23 protein-coding genes and 3 pseudogenes are annotated in these 21,928 nt (G+C 35.4%); 7 read left to right on the top strand and 19 right to left on the bottom strand.

The genetic code is table 11. The annotated features are described in order from the left end of the window. Window positions 1-44 precede the first annotated feature (44 nt). The 4 genes from FGL66_RS08055 to FGL66_RS08070 all read right to left on the bottom strand — a co-directional run bounded on the left by FGL66_RS08055 (window position 45) and on the right by FGL66_RS08070 (window position 6,798). The gene (locus FGL66_RS08055; RefSeq protein ID WP_180809301.1) at window positions 45-1,205 is read right to left on the bottom strand and encodes an aminotransferase class I/II-fold pyridoxal phosphate-dependent enzyme; all 1,161 of its coding nucleotides are present in this window, start codon (window positions 1,203-1,205) and stop codon (window positions 45-47) included. A 259-nt stretch (window positions 1,206-1,464) separates the two neighbouring features. After that, the gene (locus tag FGL66_RS08060; protein ID WP_180809302.1) at window positions 1,465-4,590 is read right to left on the bottom strand and encodes an efflux RND transporter permease subunit; all 3,126 of its coding nucleotides are present in this window, start codon (window positions 4,588-4,590) and stop codon (window positions 1,465-1,467) included. Between the two features lie 118 nt (window positions 4,591-4,708). Then, complete coding sequence (locus FGL66_RS08065) at window positions 4,709-5,971, bottom strand: lipid II:glycine glycyltransferase FemX (RefSeq protein WP_180809303.1); 1,263 nt, start codon at window positions 5,969-5,971, stop codon at window positions 4,709-4,711. A gap of 65 nt (window positions 5,972-6,036) precedes the next feature. Beyond that, entirely contained in the window at window positions 6,037-6,798 is a 762-nt protein-coding gene (locus FGL66_RS08070; RefSeq protein WP_180809304.1) for a VOC family protein, read from the bottom strand. Between the two features lie 203 nt (window positions 6,799-7,001). Here FGL66_RS08070 and FGL66_RS08075 point away from each other — a divergent pair, with 203 nt between their 5' ends. Beyond that, entirely contained in the window at window positions 7,002-7,439 is a 438-nt protein-coding gene (locus FGL66_RS08075; protein WP_180809305.1) for a MarR family winged helix-turn-helix transcriptional regulator, read from the top strand. Between the two features lie 91 nt (window positions 7,440-7,530). Here FGL66_RS08075 and moaA read toward each other — a convergent pair whose 3' ends face one another. The 6 genes from moaA to FGL66_RS08105 are packed head-to-tail and all read right to left on the bottom strand — an operon-like array spanning window position 7,531 to window position 11,611. After that, on the bottom strand, window positions 7,531-8,553 hold the full coding sequence (gene moaA, locus FGL66_RS08080) for a GTP 3',8-cyclase MoaA (RefSeq protein WP_180809306.1): 1,023 nt from the start codon (window positions 8,551-8,553) through the stop codon (window positions 7,531-7,533). A gap of 20 nt (window positions 8,554-8,573) precedes the next feature. Next, window positions 8,574-9,176, bottom strand: a complete 603-nt coding sequence (mobA, locus tag FGL66_RS08085; RefSeq protein ID WP_180809307.1) for a molybdenum cofactor guanylyltransferase MobA — start codon at window positions 9,174-9,176, stop codon at window positions 8,574-8,576. A 9-nt stretch (window positions 9,177-9,185) separates the two neighbouring features. Next, window positions 9,186-9,419 carry a molybdopterin converting factor subunit 1 gene (gene moaD, locus FGL66_RS08090; RefSeq protein ID WP_180810506.1) on the bottom strand — a complete coding sequence of 78 codons (234 nt, stop codon included), beginning with the start codon at window positions 9,417-9,419 and terminating at the stop codon, window positions 9,186-9,188. A gap of 2 nt (window positions 9,420-9,421) precedes the next feature. Continuing rightward, window positions 9,422-9,874 (bottom strand): molybdenum cofactor biosynthesis protein MoaE, encoded by a 453-nt coding sequence (locus tag FGL66_RS08095; protein ID WP_180809308.1) that lies wholly within the window; start codon window positions 9,872-9,874, stop codon window positions 9,422-9,424. A 1-nt stretch (window position 9,875) separates the two neighbouring features. After that, on the bottom strand, window positions 9,876-10,355 hold the full coding sequence (mobB, locus tag FGL66_RS08100) for a molybdopterin-guanine dinucleotide biosynthesis protein B (RefSeq protein ID WP_180809309.1): 480 nt from the start codon (window positions 10,353-10,355) through the stop codon (window positions 9,876-9,878). After that, window positions 10,352-11,611, bottom strand: a complete 1,260-nt coding sequence (locus FGL66_RS08105) for a molybdopterin molybdotransferase MoeA (RefSeq protein WP_180809310.1) — start codon at window positions 11,609-11,611, stop codon at window positions 10,352-10,354. Before FGL66_RS08105 ends, mobB begins: the two co-directional genes overlap by 4 nt. 68 nt (window positions 11,612-11,679) lie before the next feature. Here FGL66_RS08105 and moaC point away from each other — a divergent pair, with 68 nt between their 5' ends. After that, complete coding sequence (moaC, locus tag FGL66_RS08110; protein WP_180809311.1) at window positions 11,680-12,159, top strand: cyclic pyranopterin monophosphate synthase MoaC; 480 nt, start codon at window positions 11,680-11,682, stop codon at window positions 12,157-12,159. Between the two features lie 147 nt (window positions 12,160-12,306). Here moaC and FGL66_RS08115 read toward each other — a convergent pair whose 3' ends face one another. The 5 genes from FGL66_RS08115 to modA form a co-directional block, all read right to left on the bottom strand. Continuing rightward, window positions 12,307-12,807, bottom strand: a complete 501-nt coding sequence (locus FGL66_RS08115) for a MogA/MoaB family molybdenum cofactor biosynthesis protein (RefSeq protein ID WP_180809312.1) — start codon at window positions 12,805-12,807, stop codon at window positions 12,307-12,309. Window positions 12,808-12,826: 19 nt separating this feature from the next. Then, on the bottom strand, window positions 12,827-13,834 hold the full coding sequence (locus tag FGL66_RS08120) for a ThiF family adenylyltransferase (RefSeq protein WP_180809313.1): 1,008 nt from the start codon (window positions 13,832-13,834) through the stop codon (window positions 12,827-12,829). Between the two features lie 235 nt (window positions 13,835-14,069). Further along, entirely contained in the window at window positions 14,070-14,675 is a 606-nt protein-coding gene (locus tag FGL66_RS08125) for an ATP-binding cassette domain-containing protein (protein WP_180809314.1), read from the bottom strand. Beyond that, entirely contained in the window at window positions 14,676-15,347 is a 672-nt protein-coding gene (gene modB, locus FGL66_RS08130) for a molybdate ABC transporter permease subunit (protein ID WP_180809315.1), read from the bottom strand. It lies immediately after the preceding gene. 14 nt (window positions 15,348-15,361) lie between these two features. Further along, on the bottom strand, window positions 15,362-16,120 hold the full coding sequence (modA, locus tag FGL66_RS08135; RefSeq protein WP_180809316.1) for a molybdate ABC transporter substrate-binding protein: 759 nt from the start codon (window positions 16,118-16,120) through the stop codon (window positions 15,362-15,364). A gap of 278 nt (window positions 16,121-16,398) precedes the next feature. Here modA and fdhD point away from each other — a divergent pair, with 278 nt between their 5' ends. The 4 genes and pseudogenes from fdhD to FGL66_RS09810 all read left to right on the top strand — a co-directional run. Further along, window positions 16,399-17,217: a formate dehydrogenase accessory sulfurtransferase FdhD gene (fdhD, locus tag FGL66_RS08140; protein WP_180809317.1), complete on the top strand. Its 819-nt coding sequence runs from the start codon at window positions 16,399-16,401 to the stop codon at window positions 17,215-17,217. A 160-nt stretch (window positions 17,218-17,377) separates the two neighbouring features. Next, window positions 17,378-17,806 (top strand): transposase, encoded by a 429-nt coding sequence (locus FGL66_RS08145; RefSeq protein WP_180809318.1) that lies wholly within the window; start codon window positions 17,378-17,380, stop codon window positions 17,804-17,806. Window positions 17,807-17,826: 20 nt separating this feature from the next. Next, a pseudogene (locus tag FGL66_RS09985) lies at window positions 17,827-17,913 on the top strand (transposase); the annotation flags it as partial. A gap of 378 nt (window positions 17,914-18,291) precedes the next feature. Next, a pseudogene (locus FGL66_RS09810) lies at window positions 18,292-18,473 on the top strand (helix-turn-helix domain-containing protein); the annotation flags it as partial. 107 nt (window positions 18,474-18,580) lie between these two features. On the opposite strand, the gene FGL66_RS08155 reads toward FGL66_RS09810, so the two are convergent. Beyond that, complete coding sequence (locus FGL66_RS08155; protein ID WP_180809320.1) at window positions 18,581-19,444, bottom strand: trypsin-like serine peptidase; 864 nt, start codon at window positions 19,442-19,444, stop codon at window positions 18,581-18,583. 66 nt (window positions 19,445-19,510) lie between these two features. Between FGL66_RS08155 and FGL66_RS08160 the strand changes: the two genes are divergently transcribed. Further along, entirely contained in the window at window positions 19,511-20,284 is a 774-nt protein-coding gene (locus FGL66_RS08160) for a D-alanyl-D-alanine carboxypeptidase family protein (RefSeq protein ID WP_180809321.1), read from the top strand. Here FGL66_RS08160 and FGL66_RS08165 read toward each other — a convergent pair. The 3 genes and pseudogenes from FGL66_RS08165 to FGL66_RS08175 all read right to left on the bottom strand — a co-directional run. Then, a pseudogene (locus FGL66_RS08165) lies at window positions 20,262-20,598 on the bottom strand (DDE-type integrase/transposase/recombinase); the annotation flags it as partial. The gene FGL66_RS08160 and the pseudogene FGL66_RS08165 overlap by 23 nt on opposite strands. Before the next feature lies 1 nt (window position 20,599). Beyond that, complete coding sequence (locus tag FGL66_RS08170; RefSeq protein ID WP_180809322.1) at window positions 20,600-20,761, bottom strand: hypothetical protein; 162 nt, start codon at window positions 20,759-20,761, stop codon at window positions 20,600-20,602. Window positions 20,762-21,151: 390 nt separating this feature from the next. Further along, on the bottom strand, window positions 21,152-21,904 hold the full coding sequence (locus FGL66_RS08175) for a GNAT family N-acetyltransferase (RefSeq protein WP_180809323.1): 753 nt from the start codon (window positions 21,902-21,904) through the stop codon (window positions 21,152-21,154). Window positions 21,905-21,928 lie beyond the last annotated feature (24 nt).

Here is a 21,928-nt window from a genome sequence, read left to right on the forward strand (position 1 = left end):
AAGCCATTGTTTCCCTATACTCAAGGTCAAACAATGGCTTTTCACTATTTATCTTCACAGTATAACGGCTTTAATGCTATGAGGCGTTCGAGTGCTTCTTGTAACTGTTTCTCATTAATTGCAAAAGAAATACGTACATAACCTTCTCCTTCTTCACCAAAAGGATGTCCCGGTGCTGCTAGGATAGATTGCGCTTTTAACAAGTATGCAATAAATGCGTCACTCGACATATTGGGTGGACAAGCTAACCACAAAAATATGCCTCCTTTGATTGGCTCATGCGGAATGTCATGTGCTGTTAATACTGCTTCTATCATATCACGACGTCGTTTGAATATCTCATTTTGTTGGAGTAATATGTCATCACATTCATTTAATGCTACTGTACATGCGTCTTGTAAAGCTCCGTACATACCTGCCTGTGTATGTGTATGCCACTTTTGTAAGTTTGCAATGATTTCTGAGTTTCCAACTGCAAACCCAACGCGGTACCCTGACATATTATATCCTTTAGAAAAAGAAAAAACTTCAACAGCAATCTCTTTTGCTCCCTCTGCTTGTAAAATACTAGGGTTAGGGGCATCAAACCCAAAGGCCTGATAGGCAAAATCATGTACAATTCTCGTATCTGTATGACGAAAATGATCAATCGTTTGTTGAAAAAATGCTGGTGTGGCCACTGAACCCGTTGGATTATTAGGATATGTTAAATAAATAAGTCTAGTCTTTTCTGTGTTCACGTTTTCCCATTGTGGCAAGTAATGATACTCCGGTGAAAGTTTCAATGGTTTAGGGATGCCATGTGCTAAATGTACTCCTGCTTCATAATCTGTATATCCTGGATCAGGCAATAATACTTCATCCCCTGGCTCAATTACACACGTAGGCAAGGCAACTAATCCATTCTTCGTACCATAAAATAAACATACTTCTTTGTCTGGATCTAAATCTACATCAAATTGACGCTTATAAAAATCGGTGATTGCTTTTTTAAACGCACCTTTGCCTTGAAAAGCTAAATATTTTTGGTTTTCTGGCTTTTGAATAGCCTCTGACAAAGCATTTAAAATAAGTTGTGGCGTATCTGCATCTGGAATCCCTACTGCAAGATTGATTAGTGGTAAAGGTCCATGCACTACCTTTCGCCCCATTGTTTTACCAAAATAACTATCCGGTATTTGATTTAGAATTGTTGTGTAAGCCATAAACTTCCCCCTCGCACATATATCAACACGATGATGCATAAAAATATATAAAGACGTGGGACAATAACTTAAACATGTCATCGTCCCACTGCTTACAAGTGCCAATCTACATTTGCCAATAGTTACTTTAGCGCTTCAAGAGAAAAAACCTCTACACAATCCTTTCAGCTCTAGCTAAAATTTCTATTTTAATACGTTCTCTCTGTCACTAAAGCTTGTCTAAACACTTGTTTTTATTGTTTTCATCTTACAAAATGAATTAATGTACGTCAATATTTTCAGACTTTTTTGTCAATCTCTTTTTTATAGTAAATAATACCTCATAAATCACTGGAACAACAATCAATGTTAATAATGTAGAAGAGAGCAAACCACCAATTACAGTTGCTGCAAGTCCCTTAGAAATCAGCACCGAACTATCTTGACCAAATAATAGTGGTATCAACGCTCCAATTGTCGCAATTGCAGTCATTAAAATCGGGCGAATTCGTGTACCTCCTGCTTCCAACAATGCTGCTTTCATAGACATACCTGCTTGCTCATTGTTAATGACTCTATCAATAAGAACAATAGCATTCGTTACTACAATACCGATCAGCATCAGCATACCAATCATACTCGGTACAGAAAGTGTTTCTCCAGTTAATATCAATGCGAAGACTACACCAATGACGGTATATGGTAATGAGAATAAAATTGTAAATGGTGCAAGACCTCCCTTGAAGGTCAGTACTAATACAAGATATACGATTAAGATGGCTGCTAACATCGCAAACATCAATTGTGTAAAGGCTGTTTCAATATCTTCATTTGTTCCACCTAACGATGTTTGAATATCGCTTGGCTTATCTAATTGATTTAATACTTTCATCACTTCTTGTGATATTGCGCCTACGTCATCACCTGAAATACTACCTGTTACCGTACTTGTATAATCGCCACCCTCTTTTACAAGTTTATTAGGAGTTGAGGTTTTCTCTAAAGTAGCAATATCACTTAATGTTACAGATGATCCTGTTGGTGAAGGGATCGGCGTTTGTTCAAGTTTTTGTTGTGTCCATTCCGTTTCTTTTTTTTGCTTTACAACAACATCATATGTCTGTGATTGCCCTTTCACTTTGGAAACTGTTGTATCTGGAATGTTGGCATTCAACATCATCGCAAGTTGTCCTGCTGTAATACCTTGTTCCCCAGCTTTTTCAGTGTCCACTTTCACCTCGTATTGTTCATACGTCTCAGCTAAGTCTGACTTGACGTTTGTTAAGCCTTTAATACCTTTCATTTTTTGTTCAACTGTTTTAACCGTTTTTTCAATTTTTTCAGGGGATGGGCCCGTAACTTGTACCGTTAATGCATTAGATGCTGCACCTGTACTCATATCTAAATGTTTCCATTCACCTGGATGTTTATACGAAGCAATATGATCTAGCACACGTTGAGGTTCCTCATCGAAATGTGGCGTTTGCGTATCATACTCCACCATTAATGCCATGCTGTTTGTACTACCTGTTGGATCAACCGGTGATGCACCACCAACAGAATACTGTACATTATTGACATATTGATTAGCACTCAAATATTTTTCAACTTGTTCCGCATGACTCAATACACCCTGTTCTGTTTCTCCTGGTTTTGGTGAATAAGTCAGCGCCATAAATTTATCTTCACCTGTCGAAATAAAACTTGTCCCTACTTTCATAATACCGATACCAATACTGGCTAATAATAGGACTGTACTTAAAATCATGACAAGCCATTTATGATCCAAACTCCAACTTAAAATACGTTTGTAGTAACGTCCAACCACACCTACACTTTCTTGTGGTTTGCGTCGAAGTCCTTTTTTGAAAAATACTGAACCGAGGACAGGAACAACCGTAATCGAAACTAATAAAGAAGCTAATAAACTAAATGCAACAGCATATGCAAATGGTCGGAACATCTCACCCACCATCCCCGTTACAAAAGCTAATGGTGCAAATACTACAATGGTTACGATAGTAGAAGACATAATCGGTATAAATACTTCTTTAGTTGCACTCACAATTAGTCCATCACCTGTGTGTTGTTCATCTGTACGCGTTAGCCTGCGATAAATATTTTCAATCACCACAATAGAGTCGTCGATCACACGCCCAATTGCTACGGTCAAGGCACCTAATGTCAAAATATTTAATGATACATCTGTTAACTTCAATGCAATCATCGCAATTAATAACGACAGTGGAATAGATACAACTGAAATAGTAGTCATACGGAAATTACGTAAAAATAGCATAATTACAATAATTGCAACAATAGAACCCAGTAGTGCTTTTTCAATCATCGTATTTAATGAATCTTTAATCGGCTTAGCAGTATCCATAATTTGAACAGACTTCAAATCTTTATGTGTTTTAACAAATGATTGAATCGTATCGTCTACTTCTTTAGCAACAGCAACAGTATTCGCATCTTGCGCTTTAATAACTTGTATATCAACAGCATCTTTTCCGTTAGTTCTTGAAATAGAGTCTCGTTCATCTGTCAAAGAAACTTTGGCAATATCTTGTAATTTTACCGACTGTCCAGCCCCTTCACTTGCTGACGGTGTATTTTCAGCTGATGAACTTTGTGATGTATCTTCTTGCTGTTGCGCAATAGCTAATGGTATGTCCATCGCTTTTAATGTATCAACAGATGTGAATTGACCATCTATTACTATTGATTTTTCTGTATCACCAAACTGGAATAAACCAAGCGGGACTTCTTTAGTTGCAGCTTCAATATAATCTGAAACTTGCTGCTGTGTAAGACCAGCTTTTCCTAATTTTTGTTCATCAAATTCAATAGTGACTTGGCGACTCGTTTGTCCATTGACTGTCGCACGTTGTACACCGTTTATTTCTTGTAGCTTTGGAATTAAATTCTCTTTAACAGCCTTTGTACTTGCCTTAATGTCATTTTTATCATGCAAAATAGAATAGGCTACAACAGGAAAAGCATACAATGAATTGCGCTGTATTTCCGGTGATTCAACACTTTCATCAAATTCAATTTTTTTCAATGCTTTATCAATTCGTTGCTCTGCATCATCCATATCTGTATGCTCATTAAAGTTAACAGTAATGAGTGATGCATTGGCAAGTGATTCTGTTTTTACACTCGAAACATCGGACATTCCTCGAATAGCATCATCTATCGGATCACTGACCTCTTCCATTACTGTTTCTGGCGTTGCACCCGGCATAGTCGTTGTGATTGTCAGCATAGGTGGCTCTGTGTCTGGCAATAATTCTAACTTCATCTTAAAGCTTGCATATGCACCGCCTAAAATAATAAGTATCACCATTAACATTACAGCAAACTTATTCGAAAGTGAAAAATCAATTAATTTTTTAACCACAAGTTGACACTCCTCTTGATTACTTCATAATTATTTATCTATGAATTCCTTTTTCGCACGCGAGAAAGTCCACCTCGTATCAATAATCTTTAGAAGAGATGGACTTATGACTCGCTCATTATTTCTTCTTATGTTCTTTCAGTTTACGTACAACTTTTATTTTCAGCTCTGTTAACTGTGGTTTAAATTGCTCAATCGCCTTGTACAATATGGGGTTAAGGACATAATCAAATTCTCCAATTTTTTCGCTCAAATATGTCCCCCACATACGCTTAAACTCCCACAAGCCATAGTGACTTGAACTTTTATCAGGATTATTATCTGTTCCTCCAAAGTCATACGTTTTTGCGCCTTTTTCACGTGCATATTGCATCATCACAAACTGCATATGATGGTTAGGTAAAAATTTTCGATATTGATTAGATGAAGCACCGTAAAGATAATATGCTTTCGAACCACAGAACATGAGTAACGCACCTGATAAGTATAGACCCTCAGGATGTTCTTGTTTAAGCTTTTCCATTTCTGCAATTGCTTTTTGTTTCACAGGTAATTGTGTGTGTATATCTTTTAGCTTGTTACGTACTTTTTTTAGTTTTTGATCTTTATTTAATAAAGCTTCTTCTTCAGCTTTTAAATCTGCTTTTTCAGTGTACAAAACTTCTAAAACCTTGGTCGGCTCTAACTTAACGAGAAAAAGTTCTGCATCCCCATCTTTATGTAGTGCATCATATATTGTTTCAAAATAAGATATATCTCTTGTTAAAAAGCCATCACGCTCTCCAGTTTCTTTCATAAGTGCCGTGAAAATGTCTAACTGTTCACGACCTGCACGCTCAACTATTGTGCCTTTTTTCAAAGCTGAACGCACTTTATTTCTATTATTTGTTTTAAAGCTTTGAATCAATTCCTCATCAGACTTATCGATGGGTGTAACCATTGTCATACGAGGCTGAATATAATCTTTCGCTAATCCTTCTTTAAAGCCTTTATGACGAAATCCTAATGATTGCAAGTCCTGTACAACTGTCATTCCTTCTTCCACTTCAACATCTGGATCAATTTTTATAGTATAGGCCTTTTCTTGTTTAGCTATTTTAATCGCTTCTACAAGTAAAGTCTTAACTGCACGTTGATCTGCATAATCTACTACGAATCCACGTGAAGCATAACATAACGTAAAAGGTGTACGTGCAATTTTTTTAAATAGCAACTGTGCAACGCCATGGATATTACCGTTTTCTCCAACAGCAATACGTTTCGTATACCAACCTGTTAACTTTTTCGTTTCTCCCCATTGTGTTAATTGCAACAAATCACCGTTAGGATGTGACTTTACAAATGCATCATGCTCTTGGTTTGTAATGTTCATCAATTTCATGAATTCATACTCCTTTTACTTCATTCTTTTTCTCTCTTGATCGATAATGTTATACAACGATTATATTATTCAGGTTTAAAATGATAGTTTGCACCACGTGTTCGAATAAGTATTGGCGCATCAATTGTTTTGTCTATCATATATATGCCATCAATCATATCGTCTTTACCTTCTGTGATTTTAAACTTAACTTTTTTGATTGGACTTTGGAGTAATGTATACTTATCAGCTGTTTCAACAACTTCCATATCAAACCACTTTTTCCAATTCTCTACCATAGTTTGTCTCTGATGTGAACGAAACTCTATCATATCAATCTCAAGTTGACTTTGGAAGTATTCTTTCAAATCAGCTTCTCGTTCGTCATCTGATTTATTCCATTGTATAAAAAAAGGCATCATCACATCAAAATGATGGTCATTAACATAAAGAAGCTGCCATTGAATCTCATGTCCCTTTTTATTTTGACGCTTCATGCTTACAGGTCCTACAACTTCCAAACCACGCGCTAAAAACTGTTCTTTAAGCTTATGAATATCATGCGTTCTGAAACAAACTTTTTTAAATCCTTGTTGATATCCTTTTTCGACAATAGAAGATGCAAATGAATACTTGCCTTCCTGTGTTTTAGATTGTTGTTTGATTTTTCCTTGATTAAAAATATCAAGAAGTTCAATATAGCTCAGATTAATATATACAAGGCGATTAAATGTACCTAAATTTTCATGACGTCCCCCTTTATGAATTTCTAAATATTGCCCGGGAAATTCAAAACGTTCGAGATCATCTACATAGTGTATGATGTGATCAAATTCGATGTCTATCATTTCATCACTCCTGAATTTTATATAAGTTCCCTTCATTTTATCAAAAAAAGTAGGATGTAGGATAGCAATCTAAACACGTTGTAAAACTTTTCATGTTTCTAATCTTTATACGCTAATATACTGACTTTTAAACATTAAATATAGGTATGCCATTTATGAAATGTTATAATGATAATCACTATTACAATAGAGAGGAACTTGTTATGGAATCCGCAGCACTCTTTGACCATCTTACAAAATTATATCGCCCTTATATGAAAATTGTGCAGCCACTTCTGGATGAATACACACTTCATCCTGCACAGTGGTTAATACTGAAAGATATACAAGCACACCCTAATACAACACTTGCACAAATCTCTAAAAGACGTTCAATTGAAAAACCTACAACACGTAAAATCTTAAAAGTACTTGATGCACGGGGGTGGCTTATTGTCACCCCTGGAGAAGATAAAAGAGAGAAGCTACTCAACCTTTCTTCTACTGGTCAAGATGTTCATAACGCCTTAAAAAGTAAACTTAGCCTAGTACAAGAAGAGTTGCTCGCTTCATTACAACTTTCACCATCTATCGAACAACAAACACTAGACTTACTCCACCAACTCCATCAACACATGCTTTATAAAATCACACAGGACTGAACACTAAAAATATGAAATTTCACCTCATATCCATCTCTATATACAAAACGACTATAATAGCAAGCTCTCTGTCACTATCATAGTCGTTTTTTCATCCACCGATGTAGTTCATATTAATTTTTTTTCTTCTACGATTTGCAACTGTTTGCTCTGTACGTTCATCAGAATAACGATCTTCTCGAATGTGCCACAAGCCTTTCAAAGTTTCCATCACTTCACGATCTGATGCCTCACTTCTTAATAATGCTCTAACATCATAACCATCCACAGTACTAAACAAACAACCATAAAACTTACCATCTGAAGATAATCTTGCACGCGTACATGTCGAACAAAAGGATTCTGAAACACTTGTAATTAAACCAAACTTCGACTTTGCGCCAACATGGCGATAATATTTCGCTACTTCTCCGTAATAACGTGGTGGAACAGGTTCTATCTCAAATGCTTGTTGAATCATTGCTAACATTTCATCTTTCGTCACAACTTTACTAAAATCCCAGCCATTGTCATTGCCTACATCCATAAACTCAATAAAACGAATCGTAACATCTTTTTCTTTAAAGTAATCAATCATCGGTATAATTTGATTATCATTTACACCCTTTTGCACAACGACATTGACTTTGACTTCAAAGCCAACTTGTACTGCATAATCAATTTGATCTAATATGGTTTCCGCTTTAATATTACGGTTATTAATGGATTGAAATAATGTATCGTCAATTGCATCCAAGCTGACATTAATTCGACGCAAACCTGCATCGTACAACTTTTGACCATGTTTTTTTAGTAACAATCCATTTGTCGTCAAACCAATATCTTCTATTCCATCAATTTTATGAATTTGTGCAATCAATTTATGCAAATCTCGACGTAATAATGGTTCTCCACCTGTAATACGTACTTTTTTTACGCCGAGTTGTGCATAGATACGTGTCACGCGTACCATCTCTTCAAATGTTAATAATTCATCTTTAGGTAGAAATGTATAGTCATCACCAAATATCTCTTTAGGCATACAATAATCGCAACGAAAATTACAACGATCTGTAACGGAAATGCGCAAATCACGGATAGGTCGCCCAAGTTTATCTAATATTTGTGTTGTCATCTTGCGCCCTCCTTTATTGGTTATTTCACGTATTCTGCCTCTAACATCACTAAATCTTGTGGGTAGTTGATATTGCGATACCACTGTCCGACACTTTCTATGTCATCAACATCTAACCATGCTGATGACACTTGTTGATAGACGTGTTTCATACTTAAATCATCGGATGCTAATACTGTTTTAATAGTAGATTGAACATTGCGATGATAAAAAGCAATAGTCGGTATAGGATAACCATTTGATGCAAAACCTGCAATATCTAGTTGTGATTCGATAAGATTCGCTACTAAAAATTGATATAATTGACTCACTGCTTTTTGCGTTATTATTGGCGTATCCACCGATACTACAAAGTATAAGTCTTCATCGTCTTGTTGCATTACGCTATAAATGCCAGCAAGTGGCCCTTTATTTCGATGTTGTTTTTCATCTACTACGACGCGTATATCTTTAAACCGTTCCGCCAACTGTGCATTGGTACTGATGAGAACCTCTCGAAACATGTTCGTTGCTTCTAATGTTCGAATCAAACGTTGATAAAACATCTCACCTTGTACTGTTGCAAATGCTTTCGGTCGTCCAAATCGTTCTGACTGACCACCTGCTAATATGATTGCTTTCATCTGTATATTTTAACCTCCACTCACTGGTGGGATCAGTGCGATAACATCATCAGTGGTAATAATGGCATCTTCCTGTACAAACTCTTCATTCACTGCAACTTGAAAAGTTTTGCCTTGAATAACTGGATAAGTTTGATATAAATGCTGTTTAAGTTCCGCTACTGTCAACTCATAATCAAAATGAAATGTATCTTCTGCACGGTCTAATTTTTCTTTAATTTCCGCAAAATAAAGGACTTTCACTGTCACACCTCTCCCTTCTCCACAGCATCTTCATGATAACCTCGCTGATGACCTTGCCATTGCGCACCGTCTTCCCATATCTCTTTTTTCCATATTGGGACAACTTCTTTAATTCTTTCTATTGCGTACTCATTAGCAGCATATGCATCTTTACGATGTGGTGAAGATACACTAATACATACTGCAATATCTGATATATCTAAAGCACCAATACGATGCACAATTGCTGTCACTGTCCCCGGCCAACGCACACTAATTTCTTCACCAATTTGTGCAAGTTTTTTTTCTGCCATTGGAACATAAGCCTCATATTCTAAATACTCTGTACGAATGCCTTTTGTCCATTCGCGTACATGACCTGTAAACACTACAACTGCACCTTGTTTAGCATTTAATGTCCATCGTCTATACTGTTCTGGTTCAATGACCTGTGTCGTTACTTCATATTGTTTCAACTTACTCACCTACTCTCTGCTTCGCCCACATCTCCAACCATAGACCAAACTTCGAAAAATCTATGTTCTCTACTGTACCGTTTATTTGATATTGCACATTTTCTAACTGTTGTAGTTTTAACTTTTCATCTTCCGTACTGTATACAATGACTTTGTGATACTGCGCTTGTTTATAACCTTCTACAAGGATAATACTATTGTCCATCGTAACACACGATTCAATCAAAGTCTCAAGTGATGTCTGATTATTACGCTGTATCATTTCAATATAATCGTGTCCTTGAACAATGCTTTGATCTGCACCTGCTTTAAAATGGCGCATATGATCTACTGTATCGACAGGCAAAGTAATCTCTTCATCAGCATGTCCATGATGCTTGATCGTTACAACAGGGTAACCTAATGTCTTCAATTTATGTACAGCATACGCCATTAATGTCGTTTTCCCACTATTTTTAAAGCCAACAATTTGCAGAATCATAAATATAACTCCTGCTGATACATCTCTGATGCAGTCAATAGTACATCCACTTCATGTCCAATACGATAACCTCTCGTCCCACCCGGTAACATCATCATTGCGTTACTATGAGCAATAGAAACAACAGCACCTGACTTATTAAAACCTGAGGGTCGAACAGTTGCTTCTCTCCCATTTATCATCGCTTCTGCACGTACAAATCGAGTAAATGGATTCGCTTTTGAAAAATCTTCCATCAATGTAGCACGAACCATCGCAGGATAATACTTTCTTGCTCCCATCATGTGATAAAGTGCTGGCTTTGTAAACAGCTCAAATCCCGAATAACATGCAGATGGGTTACCAGATAAACCGAATAAATATTTATGATTTACTACGGCTACTGTTGTCACACTGCCTGGTCGCATTGCCACTTTGTTGAATAGTACCTCTGCTTCTAATGCACGATAAATGTCTGGTAAATAATCAAAATCACCAACCGATACACCACCAGTTGTAATCACTATATCGTGTTTAGCAAGTGCAGATTGAACAACATCTAAACTATCATCATAATAATCTTTTTGAATATTATAACGTTCGCACGTAATCCCTTCTTTTTGTAACAATGCATGAATCATAGGTCCATTAGAATTACGAATTTTCCCCGGTTCTAAATCATCAGTAACATCTAACAATTCGCTTCCAGTCGCAATAATAGCTGCAGTCGGTTTACGATAAACAGGTATTTCAGCATAGCCAAATGTTGCTAATACTGCAACGGCACCTGCATTAATACGTTGTCCACGATGTAGTACGACATCTCCAGTTTTCGTTTCTTCACCTTGCAAGGAGATATTTTCTAAATGCCCAAAAGGCTTACGCACTGTGAAACCGTTTGTTGTTTCTGTCGTTTGTTCAAGCATGACAACTGCATCGGCTCCTTCAGGAATTTGAGCTCCTGTCATAATGCGTACAGCTTGCCCTTGTTGTAAAGTTTGAGACGATACTGCCCCCGCACCAATATGATCAACTACTTCAAAAGCAATGCGATTCTCACCACTGGCTCCCTGCGAATCTTCACTACGAATTGCGAATCCATCATAAGGGGACTTATCAAAACGCGGAATATCGTATGTTGCAACAATATCTTCAGCTAAAATGTAACCTTCACAATTATAAATATTTTCTTGAATTGTTTCAGTACAAATAGGCACACTCACTACACGTTTGATGGCTTCTGCTACTGGAATCGGATGTCTCTTTTCTACGACCATACTTTTTCACTCCTAACAAAATTTAAAATTCATGCTATACTTACCTTGGATTTTAAAGGAGGAATAACATGTCTGAATTTACTCACATCAATGAACAAGGGCGCGCTAAAATGGTTGACGTTTCTGAAAAATCAATCACTAAAAGAACGGCAATTGCACATTCAAGTATTATTGTAAATGATACTATCTATCAACAAATCACTAACAATACAAATAAAAAGGGCAATGTTCTTAACACTGCACAAATTGCAGGTATTATGGCCGCTAAAAATACAGCGTCACTCATTCCAATGTGTCACCCATTGCCCATATCTGGTGTTGATGTTTCTTTTGATTGGTCATCTACTGACACACAACATACACTTCATATTGAAACAACAGTCTCTACAACTGGACGTACTGGTGTAGAGATGGAAGCACTCACTGCTGCATCTGCAACAGCACTTACCGTATATGATATGTGTAAAGCCGTTGACAAAGGGATGATTATCGGACAAACATATCTTGTTAAAAAGACAGGCGGCAAATCTGACTATGCACGTCAGTAAATATACTCTTGATGCACATTATAAATGACTCACTCTCTTGGCAAGGCTGACTTGGGTTGATTCAAGCTTATAAAAGTAGGTTTCATTCTTGTCAGCTACTGCCTCATCCTCTTAACTAAAATTCATCTCCCTATCACACGCAGTATACTACTTTGTCAATTCATGTATGAGATGATTCAACTCAGGGAGTATGAGCTTATTCAGCCCTAACTTCACAGCTCCTGTTGATCCCGGTAAGCAAAAAATCAATTTGTCATCAACCGTACCACCTATTGCTCGAGATAGTAGTGCTCGTGTTCCAACATCTTCTGTATAACTTAAATAGCGAAAAAGTTCTCCAAAACCTTCTATTTGTTTGGTTAGCAAAGGAGTTACTGCTTCTATTGTAACATCTCTTTGAGCAATACCTGTGCCACCCGTTGTAATGATGACATCTATATCATCAGCCAACCAATCTTGAATTTGCCTCTGAATTTGTACTTTATCATCTTTCACAATACAGTAATGTGCAGGTTGTATTTCCGTGTTAATTGTTTCTAATAGTGTTTTAACCAATTGTCCACCTTTATCTGTTTCAACTGTACGTGTGTCTGAGACAGTTAATACTGCACAGCGTATCTGTCTATCTAACTTTACATTTACATGCATTTTTACACCTTCCTTTAACTTATCCAAATAACTTACGGATTAACGTTTGTGCTTGTGCCGGTTCACGCATACCGTGTATAAGTAACCGTCCATTTTGAAAAGCGACAATACGGTATGTATCAAACATAAATTGAATCAGATAACCATTTGTATGGTAACGTATATGACGTGCTTCTAAATAATCAATCATCTGTTTATACGATAAACTCGGGTGTTGGTATTGTACTGTATCACGACCACATAATACCGCATAATCTACATGCTGCTCTCGTTTCATATAAAGATATGTAGGGGATTCGCCACACGTTGTACACGTCTTTCTTTGCAAACGACTAAAGCCATAAGATTGGTGTAATCCCTCCCATATATCACCATAAGTTAACCTTGCAGTAATAGGTGTTTCTGTTAAGATTTTTAAGGCATCTCGCAACTGTAAACTGGTCGCCATTGTGACAGCAGGCTGTATTACGCCTACTGTATCACACGTTAAATTCATTGCAGGCATTTGAGGGATTAGACATTGAAAGCATGGTGTTTGTCCTGGAATAAATGGTGCTTCAACATATGTACTCTGTACAACACCACCATAAATCCATGGCTTCCCCAAATCGTACGCAGCATCATTGATGAGCATACGTGTGTCAAAATTATCCGTTGCATCCATAACCAAATCCACTTGACCGACTATTCGACTTAAAAAAGAAGCATCTACATGTTCTATAAAAGCTTCGATCTCAATATCTTGACGAATTGCTTGTAACGCGCGTTGTGCAGCAATAACTTTGGGAACTTGCTCACGTGCATCTTTTTCTGTAAACAGCGTTTGACGTTGCAAGTTTGAATATTCAATATAATCTCGATCAACAATATATAGCTTACCAATTCCTGCACGTACTAAGCCTTCTGCAAGGTGTGTTCCCAATGCACCCATACCGACAATCAATACAGATTTCTTATTAATTTTATCTTGCCCTTCTTGACCAATCGCGTCAAAAAGAATTTGTCTTGAATAACGATTTTGTGTCATCTGTATTCGCCTTTCTTCAAATTGTAATCTCCATCTATTATAAGATGTTGAATATTTCGTCTCAATCAATTAAAACGCATCGTGAGTACATTCACAATTAGGTGTTTCAATACTTTTGTTTCGGTGTTTTCCCTATAAGCATATGTTATCAATCAACCCAATATTTATCGTTTTGAATTGATAATTAAAAAGTCCCCTCAAAGCAGGTCAACTACTTTCTTTGGGGAACTTATACTCATGTTATCTTTATCGTCTCATGTGCAAGCTGTGTTGCTTCTTGCTGTGAATGCGTTACAAAAATGATAGGAATATGCCACATTTCAAATATGTGTTGAACAAGCGCAATACTTTCTTTTTTGGATATATCATCCAGGCTTGAAAATGGCTCATCTAACAATAAAAGGTCCGGCTTCGTACTCAAAGCTCTAGCCAGTGCAACACGTTGCTTTTCACCACCTGAACATCGCATAGGATATACATCCATAAGATGCTGAATATTAAGTGCATCAATCAATTGATCAATGTGTTCATTCAACGATGTCATAAAGGTAATATTTTGTGCAACTGTCATATGTGGAAAGAGTTGATAATCTTGAAAAAGATAGCCTATTCTACGCGTACGAATAGATACATATTTCCCTCTATCTGTATCTGTTAGAACACGACCAGCCACTTTGACATATCCTCTATCAGGCATAGTAATCCCTGCAATCATATTGAGACATGTTGTTTTACCAATTCCTGATACACCTTGAACCGCATAAATTTTGGGACATTCTGATTGTATTTGAACTCTAATCATTTTACCATTGATGTTTTTCTGCAAGTCAATATCAAGCACCTATTTCACCTCACGATAGCGCTCTTTATTTAGCATATTCATCGTACCGATAACAGATAATGCAAATGCAACAAGTACGAGTACCCAGAGCCATGCTTGTTGTTCTCGTCCTTGCTGAACAAGGAAATAGATCTCTAGTGGCAAGGTATTCGTTTTGCCCGGGATATAACCTGCAATCATCAGCGTTGCACCAAATTCACCGATAGCACGTGCAAATGCCATCATCGCACCTGAAATCAATGCACGTTTAGACAATGGCAATATAAGCCGATAAAAAATCTTTCTTTCTGAAGCCCCCATTGTCCGCGCAGTATAGAGCATCTTTTCATCGATATTACGAAAACCCTGAATCGTATGTTGATACATTAAAGGAAAACTAACAATAACCGATGCAATGATAGCCCCCGTTAATGTGAAGACAACTTTAACCCCTAATGTATCTGTTAAAAAGTGACCTAATGGACCATTTACGGAAAAAATCATGAGTAATAAAAAACCCATCACTGTGGGTGGTAAAACAATAGGTAAAACGATCAGACTTTCTAAAAATTTTATCCATTTACCTTGTCTATGGTACAGTACTTTTGCTAATAATATAGCTAATAGCACGACAACAGCTGTACTGATTAATGCAACACGTAAAGAAATCCAAAAAGGAGTAAGGTCTGGCATAACTCTATCACCTATCATTCAAAATGATATTGCTTTAAAATTTTTTGAGCTTTATCTGACTTCATAAAGGTTTGCCAATCTTGAGCGACTTGTTTATCTTCTACAATACCCATACGATAAACGATCGGACTGTCCAATGGAGCATCTGCTAATTTAACGACACCTTTATGTTTTTGCTTTCCAACATATAAATCTGTATTGTAAACAAAACCTAATTGAGCATTACCTTTATTCACATAATTCAATACTTCTCGCACATCTTTAGCATAAACGATATTCGGTTCGACTGTTTGCCATATGCCTTGAGATTCCAAGTATGTTTTCGCATATTTACCTGCTGGAACAGAGTCAATCTCACCTAATGCTATCTTATCACCTTTTTGCAATTTTTGAATATGAGTGATTTCACTATCTTTTTGTTTAATGAGTACCAATTTATTTTGTGCATAATCATACGTATCGATCACTTTATTGCTTTTTTTCAATTGATCTATATCTTTTGTATTCGCCGACATAAAAACATCTACAGGTGCACCTTGCTCGATTTGTTGTCTTAATGCACCAGACCCACCATAGTTGAACTTGACATCTACATTAGGATGTTGTGCTTTAAATGCCTTTTCCAATGATTTTGTAACATCTGTTAAACTTGCAGCTGCTGAAACAGTTAATGTCTGTTGCGTCTCATTTTTACTATTAGAATCTGTTTGACTACACGCACTTAAAGTCATAACAATCAATAATAGTAACAGCCATCGACCATACTTTTTCATCTCGAACGCACGCTCCTTACAGTATTTGTATAATTGCATTACTACTATTTTAGCAAATTTTTAGTATATCTGATATAAAACTTACTAAAGATGTTAAACTGTAAGCCGTACGGATTGATAAAGCACAACACTAAATTATGAGCACATTACCTGAAATATACTTCCCAATGATGCCATGTAATTTAAAGGGTTTCATATTTGATATAAAAGACGTACACTATTAATCATAGAGTTGATTTACATTTATGAATGGCAATAGCTATAAAGGGGTGGTGTGAATGAATCATGACATTCGATGTAATCAAAAAATTATTCGTTATGAAAATGGTAAATTAACAGAAACAGAAGATGACTTTGTCACAGAACTCCCAATCACTGTTATGGTGAATAAGACAGAATTTGCAACAGTGGTATGTAGTCCAAACCATCTTGAAGAACTCATACTCGGATTTCTCGCATCAGAAGGTGTGATTTTAAAACGTACAGATTTATTACAACTTGATATTGACGAACATAGAGGTTATGCTCATGCTAAAGTTACAACTGATATTCATCAAGCAAACTACCTCTCAACTAAACGTCTGGTCGCTTCATGTTGTGGTAAAAGTCGAGAGTTTTACTTTCAAAATGACGCAGCTATTGCGAAAAAATCTATGTCTACCATCAAACTTCAACCACAACAAATTTTACATATGATGTCACAACTACAAGCACATAGTCAAACCTTTATTGCGACAGGCGGTTTACATAATGCTGCAATTAGCGATGGTTCTAACCTTTACATTCACCGACAAGATATTGGACGACATAATGCTTTAGATAAGTTATATGGCTATTGCATTCAACACCATATTTCTGTACGTGACAAAATCTTAATTTTTAGTGGTCGTATCTCATCTGAGATTTTAATCAAAGCTGCTAAAATCGGTGTAGGTGTAATCATTTCAAAGTCCGCATCGACTACACTCGCTGTACAACTAGCGACTGATTTGAACATCACAGCCATTGGTTTTGTACGCGATGAACATTTTAATATATATAGTCACCCTGAGCGCATCGTTAATCCAAACTGTATATCTCATCAAATAACAACTTAGGTGCTTCATCTTTTTTGGTATACAAAAAGCGCATATGTCTCTATAATTTTAAGTGCCTTAAACCCAAATTAAAGGAGACATGATGCGCCTATGTGTAATGATATATTAAAACGACTTAAAATAAAAGACAAAAATATACAGGTGGTAGATATTCAAGACGATGTTGAAGTACGGGGGGCAGCTTTCCACAGTCATTTATGGCACACTTTCATATACACCCCAGTGTTGTGAAAAATGTGGGCATAAGAATGAGGGACACATTCATAAACATGGTAAGTGTATATCTCGTTTAACGTTGTTAAAGTCTCAAGAATCCTATGTTTACTTTAATCTAGCGAAGCAACGTTATAAGTGTCAGTACTGTCAAAGCACCTTTACAGCTTCTACAAATATTGTGAAAGAGAACTGTTTTATTACAAATCGTGTGAAGCTGGCCATTCAAAACAAGCTGACACAAGTGCGTTCTGAAGTTGATATTGCGAAGGATTGTTGTGTGTCCGAGTACTGTGAAACTATGTATTCACCAAACAGCACAATCATTGATGGTTCAACCATCATCTCACTTACCTATCATTCAATCAACAATTAACAACCCACAATTCAATAATGGGACAGACTGAAGAGATCAACAATAAAATTAAGTTAATTAAACGTGTCTCGTATGGCTATCGAAATTTTGATAACTTCAAAGCATGAATACTGTTGATTTTCAAGCTGTATCAATGCCCTGTCAAGGATAGGCTCACACGTTATGTTGCTAAAACGTTACGTAGTAATAGCTAGAACCCTCTATTGTGTTGTCGTATGTATTTAGTATCATGAAAGCATCGTTTCTATTGCGAGACGCCTTGCAGAATGAGCCGAAATGAGAAATCCAGAAACAATGAAAATAACCATTATTTTTGTGTACTTACTCATTGAAACTTCAGCTACTTTTCTTTCCATGACTTTTAAATCTCCTTTCACTAATTCATCTAATGAACTATCAAAAAGTTCACATAATATAAGCAAGCTTTGTATATCTGGATAGCTTTTACCAGTTTCCCAATTAGAAGTTGTTTGCAATGAACGTACAAAAAAGGCTTAGCATCTGCCAGATCAAAAGAAAGAAAAGGTGGTCGACCTCCTTTACCAGATTATAAAAAACGAGAAATTAAATTTTTATACAATAAACAAAAATTGACTGACAAAGAAATCGCTAAAAAACTGGAGTAAGTCGCTCAACTATATATCGAATTATTAAAGAAAAATACTAAAAAATCATTCCACAATACCTTGTAGTTTGATAATCATTGGCGTTGCTAGCCAATTAAAATAAAAATGAGGTGTTTATTAAAGTTTCATTAATCATAATACCTAAATATCAATAACTATTATCTAATATTTCTTTTCTAACATAATCTGTAAAACTAAATACATATGCCAATTCATTTTTAGCTCGTACTGTAGCATTGGCGTTTGTATTGTTCATGCCCCCAGAATTAATTCCTACAACTTCATTATTAACATTCAATATAGGAGACCCAGAATTTCCCCTTCGTATAATCATTTTTGAATAAAATTGAGGATCGTCACTATTAACTTTCAATAAATAAAAACCTTCAGATTTATACATTTTATATCTAGGATCATTGATAAAGTCACTATCTAAATATTCTTTAGAAGGATAACCATATGTAGTAATCTTATCTCCTAACTTCATATCTTTTATATTTTTTTCGTTAGCTATTTTTAAAGGTGTGACTTTATTAGTTAATTTTTCATTAGTGTGAACAACAGCAACATCTACCCCTCTTATCATTTTTATATCTTTAATAGTGAAAGAATAAGGGATATTGTTAGCATCTCTGGAAGGCATAAATTTTAAATTTGATGGGCTTTCTGGTTCATAAATTGCCTTATTGACAATACCGAATCTTTTTTCTACAACATGATTATTGGTTAGAATTGTATAATCATCTATAACAAAAGCAGTTCCATAAACTTTATTTTTTGTATTAGATAATATTCCAACACCAGAAATATTAGTATTAATTTTATCTAATCTAGTAAAACTCAATTCATTATTATTTATTTGTTGGACCAATTCTTGAGCTTCCATAATACCAGCATTTCTTTCATTAACTGTTCTATTTAAATAAGATTCTGCATTTAAAGTAATAGAAAATATTAAAGAAATAATAAAAACAAACAAGAAAACAGAAAAGAATTTCGTAAATTTAATCATCAGTTTCACTCCTTTAATTTTTATTATATAATAACTTTGAACACTAAAAAAGCCAGGTGAAAACAAATGGATTTATTTATAAAGAAAATGAATGAAATAGCAAAAAGTATAGGAATGTTAAACTCAAATTTTAAAAATCCTTCAGGATTAACTAAAAAAGGACAACTATCAACAAGTTACGATTTATCGTTATTATTATTACAAGCAAGTTTAAATCCAATTATCGTTAAAGTTTGGAAAAAAGAGAAATATATAGTAAAAATATTAGGAGATAATCCAAGAAAGTTAGAAATTAAAAGTACCGTATATAATAAAAGTTTAAATAATTATTATGATATTTTAGGTGGAAAGACAGGTACCGTAGGTTTTATAAAAAATTTAAGTGTCCTATTATATGCTAAAGATGAGATATATTTAGTGACAGTATTAAAAGCAAAAGGAAATAGGTTTCACCAAGTAAAACTTATTATGGATACTGTTTTAGATAATAAAGAAAATGACGTAGATACAACTTCTTTTACAGTTTTTAAATATCCATTAAAACATATAGAACTTTTAAAAAGCTTTAAACCTCACAGTATCCTTTCAAAAAATGAATCAAATAAAAGTAATCCTGCTAGTATAACCAAATTGTTAACGCTAATAACTGCGTTAGAGTATCCTATTGACTTAAATGATAAAATCAAAATTCAAGAAAGTGATATTGTTGAGGATAGCATGAACAATATATATGTAGGGGACATAATATCATTAAATGATGCAATGCATTTTATGCTTTTATCATCTTCTAATATTTTAGCTAATGCAGTTGCAAGATATATTGAAGAAAATTATCTTTAATATGACGATAATCTTGTTCAATGAGGTTATTAAGATATTTAGAGGTATAATGACAGTTAGGATTAAATTTAAATTTTTTAATCAATTTAGACATTGCGATCTTGTTGAAGGTATCTGGTCTGTAATTATTATCATGCGCGGTTTACTAAAGGGGTTAATAAGTCGCTTAATAAACACATATGCTGAATGATTATCTCGTCTCTTACGTAACTAAATATCTAATATATGACCGTCTACATCAATTGCACGCTATAAATAGCACCATGTCCTTTGATGTATGTCTCATCAACACACCATTTATAATAGGCTTTTTCTTCAAAATTGGTCACGAGCATCTAAACTCTTAACAAATCCAAAAATAAAATCATCTAAAAGCTTAAAAGATAACCTTTCAAGTGTTGGAAGTAAATAATTCATTGCACAGCTAAATATAATCGCTAATACTAATGTTTTTAAAAAGTAATTAATCTTATTCACTCTTTTCACTCTTTTCACTACTTTTCAAACAAACTTTATCACAATACTGAGGTATATATGAAAGTGTGCCATAAATGACTGTAGAAAGCCGCCCCCGTATCTCAACATCATCTTGAACATCTACCACCTGTATATTTTTATCTTTTATTTTAAGTCGTATTAATTTATCATTACACATAGGCGCATCATATCTCCTTTAATTTGAGTTAGAGACTTAAAATTATGGAGACATATGTGCTTTTTGTATACCAAAAAAGGTGAGACAGCATATGCTATCCCACCACAAAAGGTGAAGAGCCAGGAATTATGTCCCAACCCCTTTTATTTAAATACCTATTCATTTTTTCCATCTCAATACATACCAACAGCAACTTTATACACAAGATTATTCTAAGTTTCACGTAAAGCACTGTACTGAAAACATTGATATACATATCCTTGATTGACATACATATCTTTCGCTGTATCTTCTGCATCAGCAACTAAGATAACTGGACGTTGACCTGCCAGACGTCCGATCTCCGCTTGCATACGACTTCCTATGCCTTGTCTTTGATGAGATTCAGCTACGGCAAAACCATCTATTTCAACATGGCGCTCTGTTGATATCACATTTACAATGCCTACAGGTTCATTCTTTTCATAGGCAATATAATACTCAATAGAATGCTCGGGCATCTCTACGACAGTTTGTAAGTACTTTAAGGTTTCAACAAGATAGTCTTCTCCATATGCCATACTTAACGGTCGAAATACAGTAAAATAGTCTTTTATCGTTGCAGATGTCATGCGCTTCATATGGATTGTCTGCGTCGTCAATTCTCGCAATGTTTCAGCTTCTATCATATACAGCTCTACGCAACCCAAGTTGAAGTTTTGGGCACGTAAATATTGGATCAACTCGATAGAAGGTTTAACATCTTGAGGAAACTCAAAATTTAAATGTGTCGAACCTTGTGCTTGGTGTAAAGATTGTTGTTGAATCATATCATCTTTAAACGTCAATAAATCTGGCATTTTTTTATAACACCATTTATTAGCATCAAATTTGAGTGGTCTTTCTGGAGTGAGGTATTGTTTATATCTTATATTATCTTCAATAAGTATTCCCTCTGTGTAGATATCATCTATTGTTGCACACATTACCTCTCCTCCTTCCATCAATCA

This window comes from Staphylococcus sp. 17KM0847 (assembly GCF_013463155.1).
Taxonomy (GTDB): Bacteria; Bacillota; Bacilli; order Staphylococcales; family Staphylococcaceae; genus Staphylococcus.

Bases quoted from the DNA above. Each gene is read 5' to 3' on its own strand.
- FGL66_RS08055 (WP_180809301.1), bottom strand. From the start codon at position 1,205: ATGGCTTACACAACAATTCTAAATCAAATACCGGATAGTTATTTTGGT.
- FGL66_RS08065 (WP_180809303.1), bottom strand. From the start codon at position 5,971: ATGAAATTGATGAACATTACAAACCAAGAGCATGATGCATTTGTAAAG.
- FGL66_RS08070 (WP_180809304.1), bottom strand. From the start codon at position 6,798: ATGATAGACATCGAATTTGATCACATCATACACTATGTAGATGATCTC.
- FGL66_RS08075 (WP_180809305.1), top strand. From the start codon at position 7,002: ATGGAATCCGCAGCACTCTTTGACCATCTTACAAAATTATATCGCCCT.
- moaA (WP_180809306.1), bottom strand. From the start codon at position 8,553: ATGACAACACAAATATTAGATAAACTTGGGCGACCTATCCGTGATTTG.
- mobA (WP_180809307.1), bottom strand. From the start codon at position 9,176: ATGAAAGCAATCATATTAGCAGGTGGTCAGTCAGAACGATTTGGACGA.
- mobB (WP_180809309.1), bottom strand. From the start codon at position 10,355: ATGATTCTGCAAATTGTTGGCTTTAAAAATAGTGGGAAAACGACATTA.
- FGL66_RS08105 (WP_180809310.1), bottom strand. From the start codon at position 11,611: ATGGTCGTAGAAAAGAGACATCCGATTCCAGTAGCAGAAGCCATCAAA.
- moaC (WP_180809311.1), top strand. From the start codon at position 11,680: ATGTCTGAATTTACTCACATCAATGAACAAGGGCGCGCTAAAATGGTT.
- FGL66_RS08115 (WP_180809312.1), bottom strand. From the start codon at position 12,807: ATGCATGTAAATGTAAAGTTAGATAGACAGATACGCTGTGCAGTATTA.
- FGL66_RS08120 (WP_180809313.1), bottom strand. From the start codon at position 13,834: ATGACACAAAATCGTTATTCAAGACAAATTCTTTTTGACGCGATTGGT.
- modB (WP_180809315.1), bottom strand. From the start codon at position 15,347: ATGCCAGACCTTACTCCTTTTTGGATTTCTTTACGTGTTGCATTAATC.
- modA (WP_180809316.1), bottom strand. From the start codon at position 16,120: ATGAAAAAGTATGGTCGATGGCTGTTACTATTATTGATTGTTATGACT.
- fdhD (WP_180809317.1), top strand. From the start codon at position 16,399: ATGAATCATGACATTCGATGTAATCAAAAAATTATTCGTTATGAAAAT.
- FGL66_RS08145 (WP_180809318.1), top strand. From the start codon at position 17,378: ATGTTGAAGTACGGGGGGCAGCTTTCCACAGTCATTTATGGCACACTT.
- FGL66_RS08155 (WP_180809320.1), bottom strand. From the start codon at position 19,444: ATGATTAAATTTACGAAATTCTTTTCTGTTTTCTTGTTTGTTTTTATT.
- FGL66_RS08160 (WP_180809321.1), top strand. From the start codon at position 19,511: ATGGATTTATTTATAAAGAAAATGAATGAAATAGCAAAAAGTATAGGA.
- FGL66_RS08175 (WP_180809323.1), bottom strand. From the start codon at position 21,904: ATGTGTGCAACAATAGATGATATCTACACAGAGGGAATACTTATTGAA.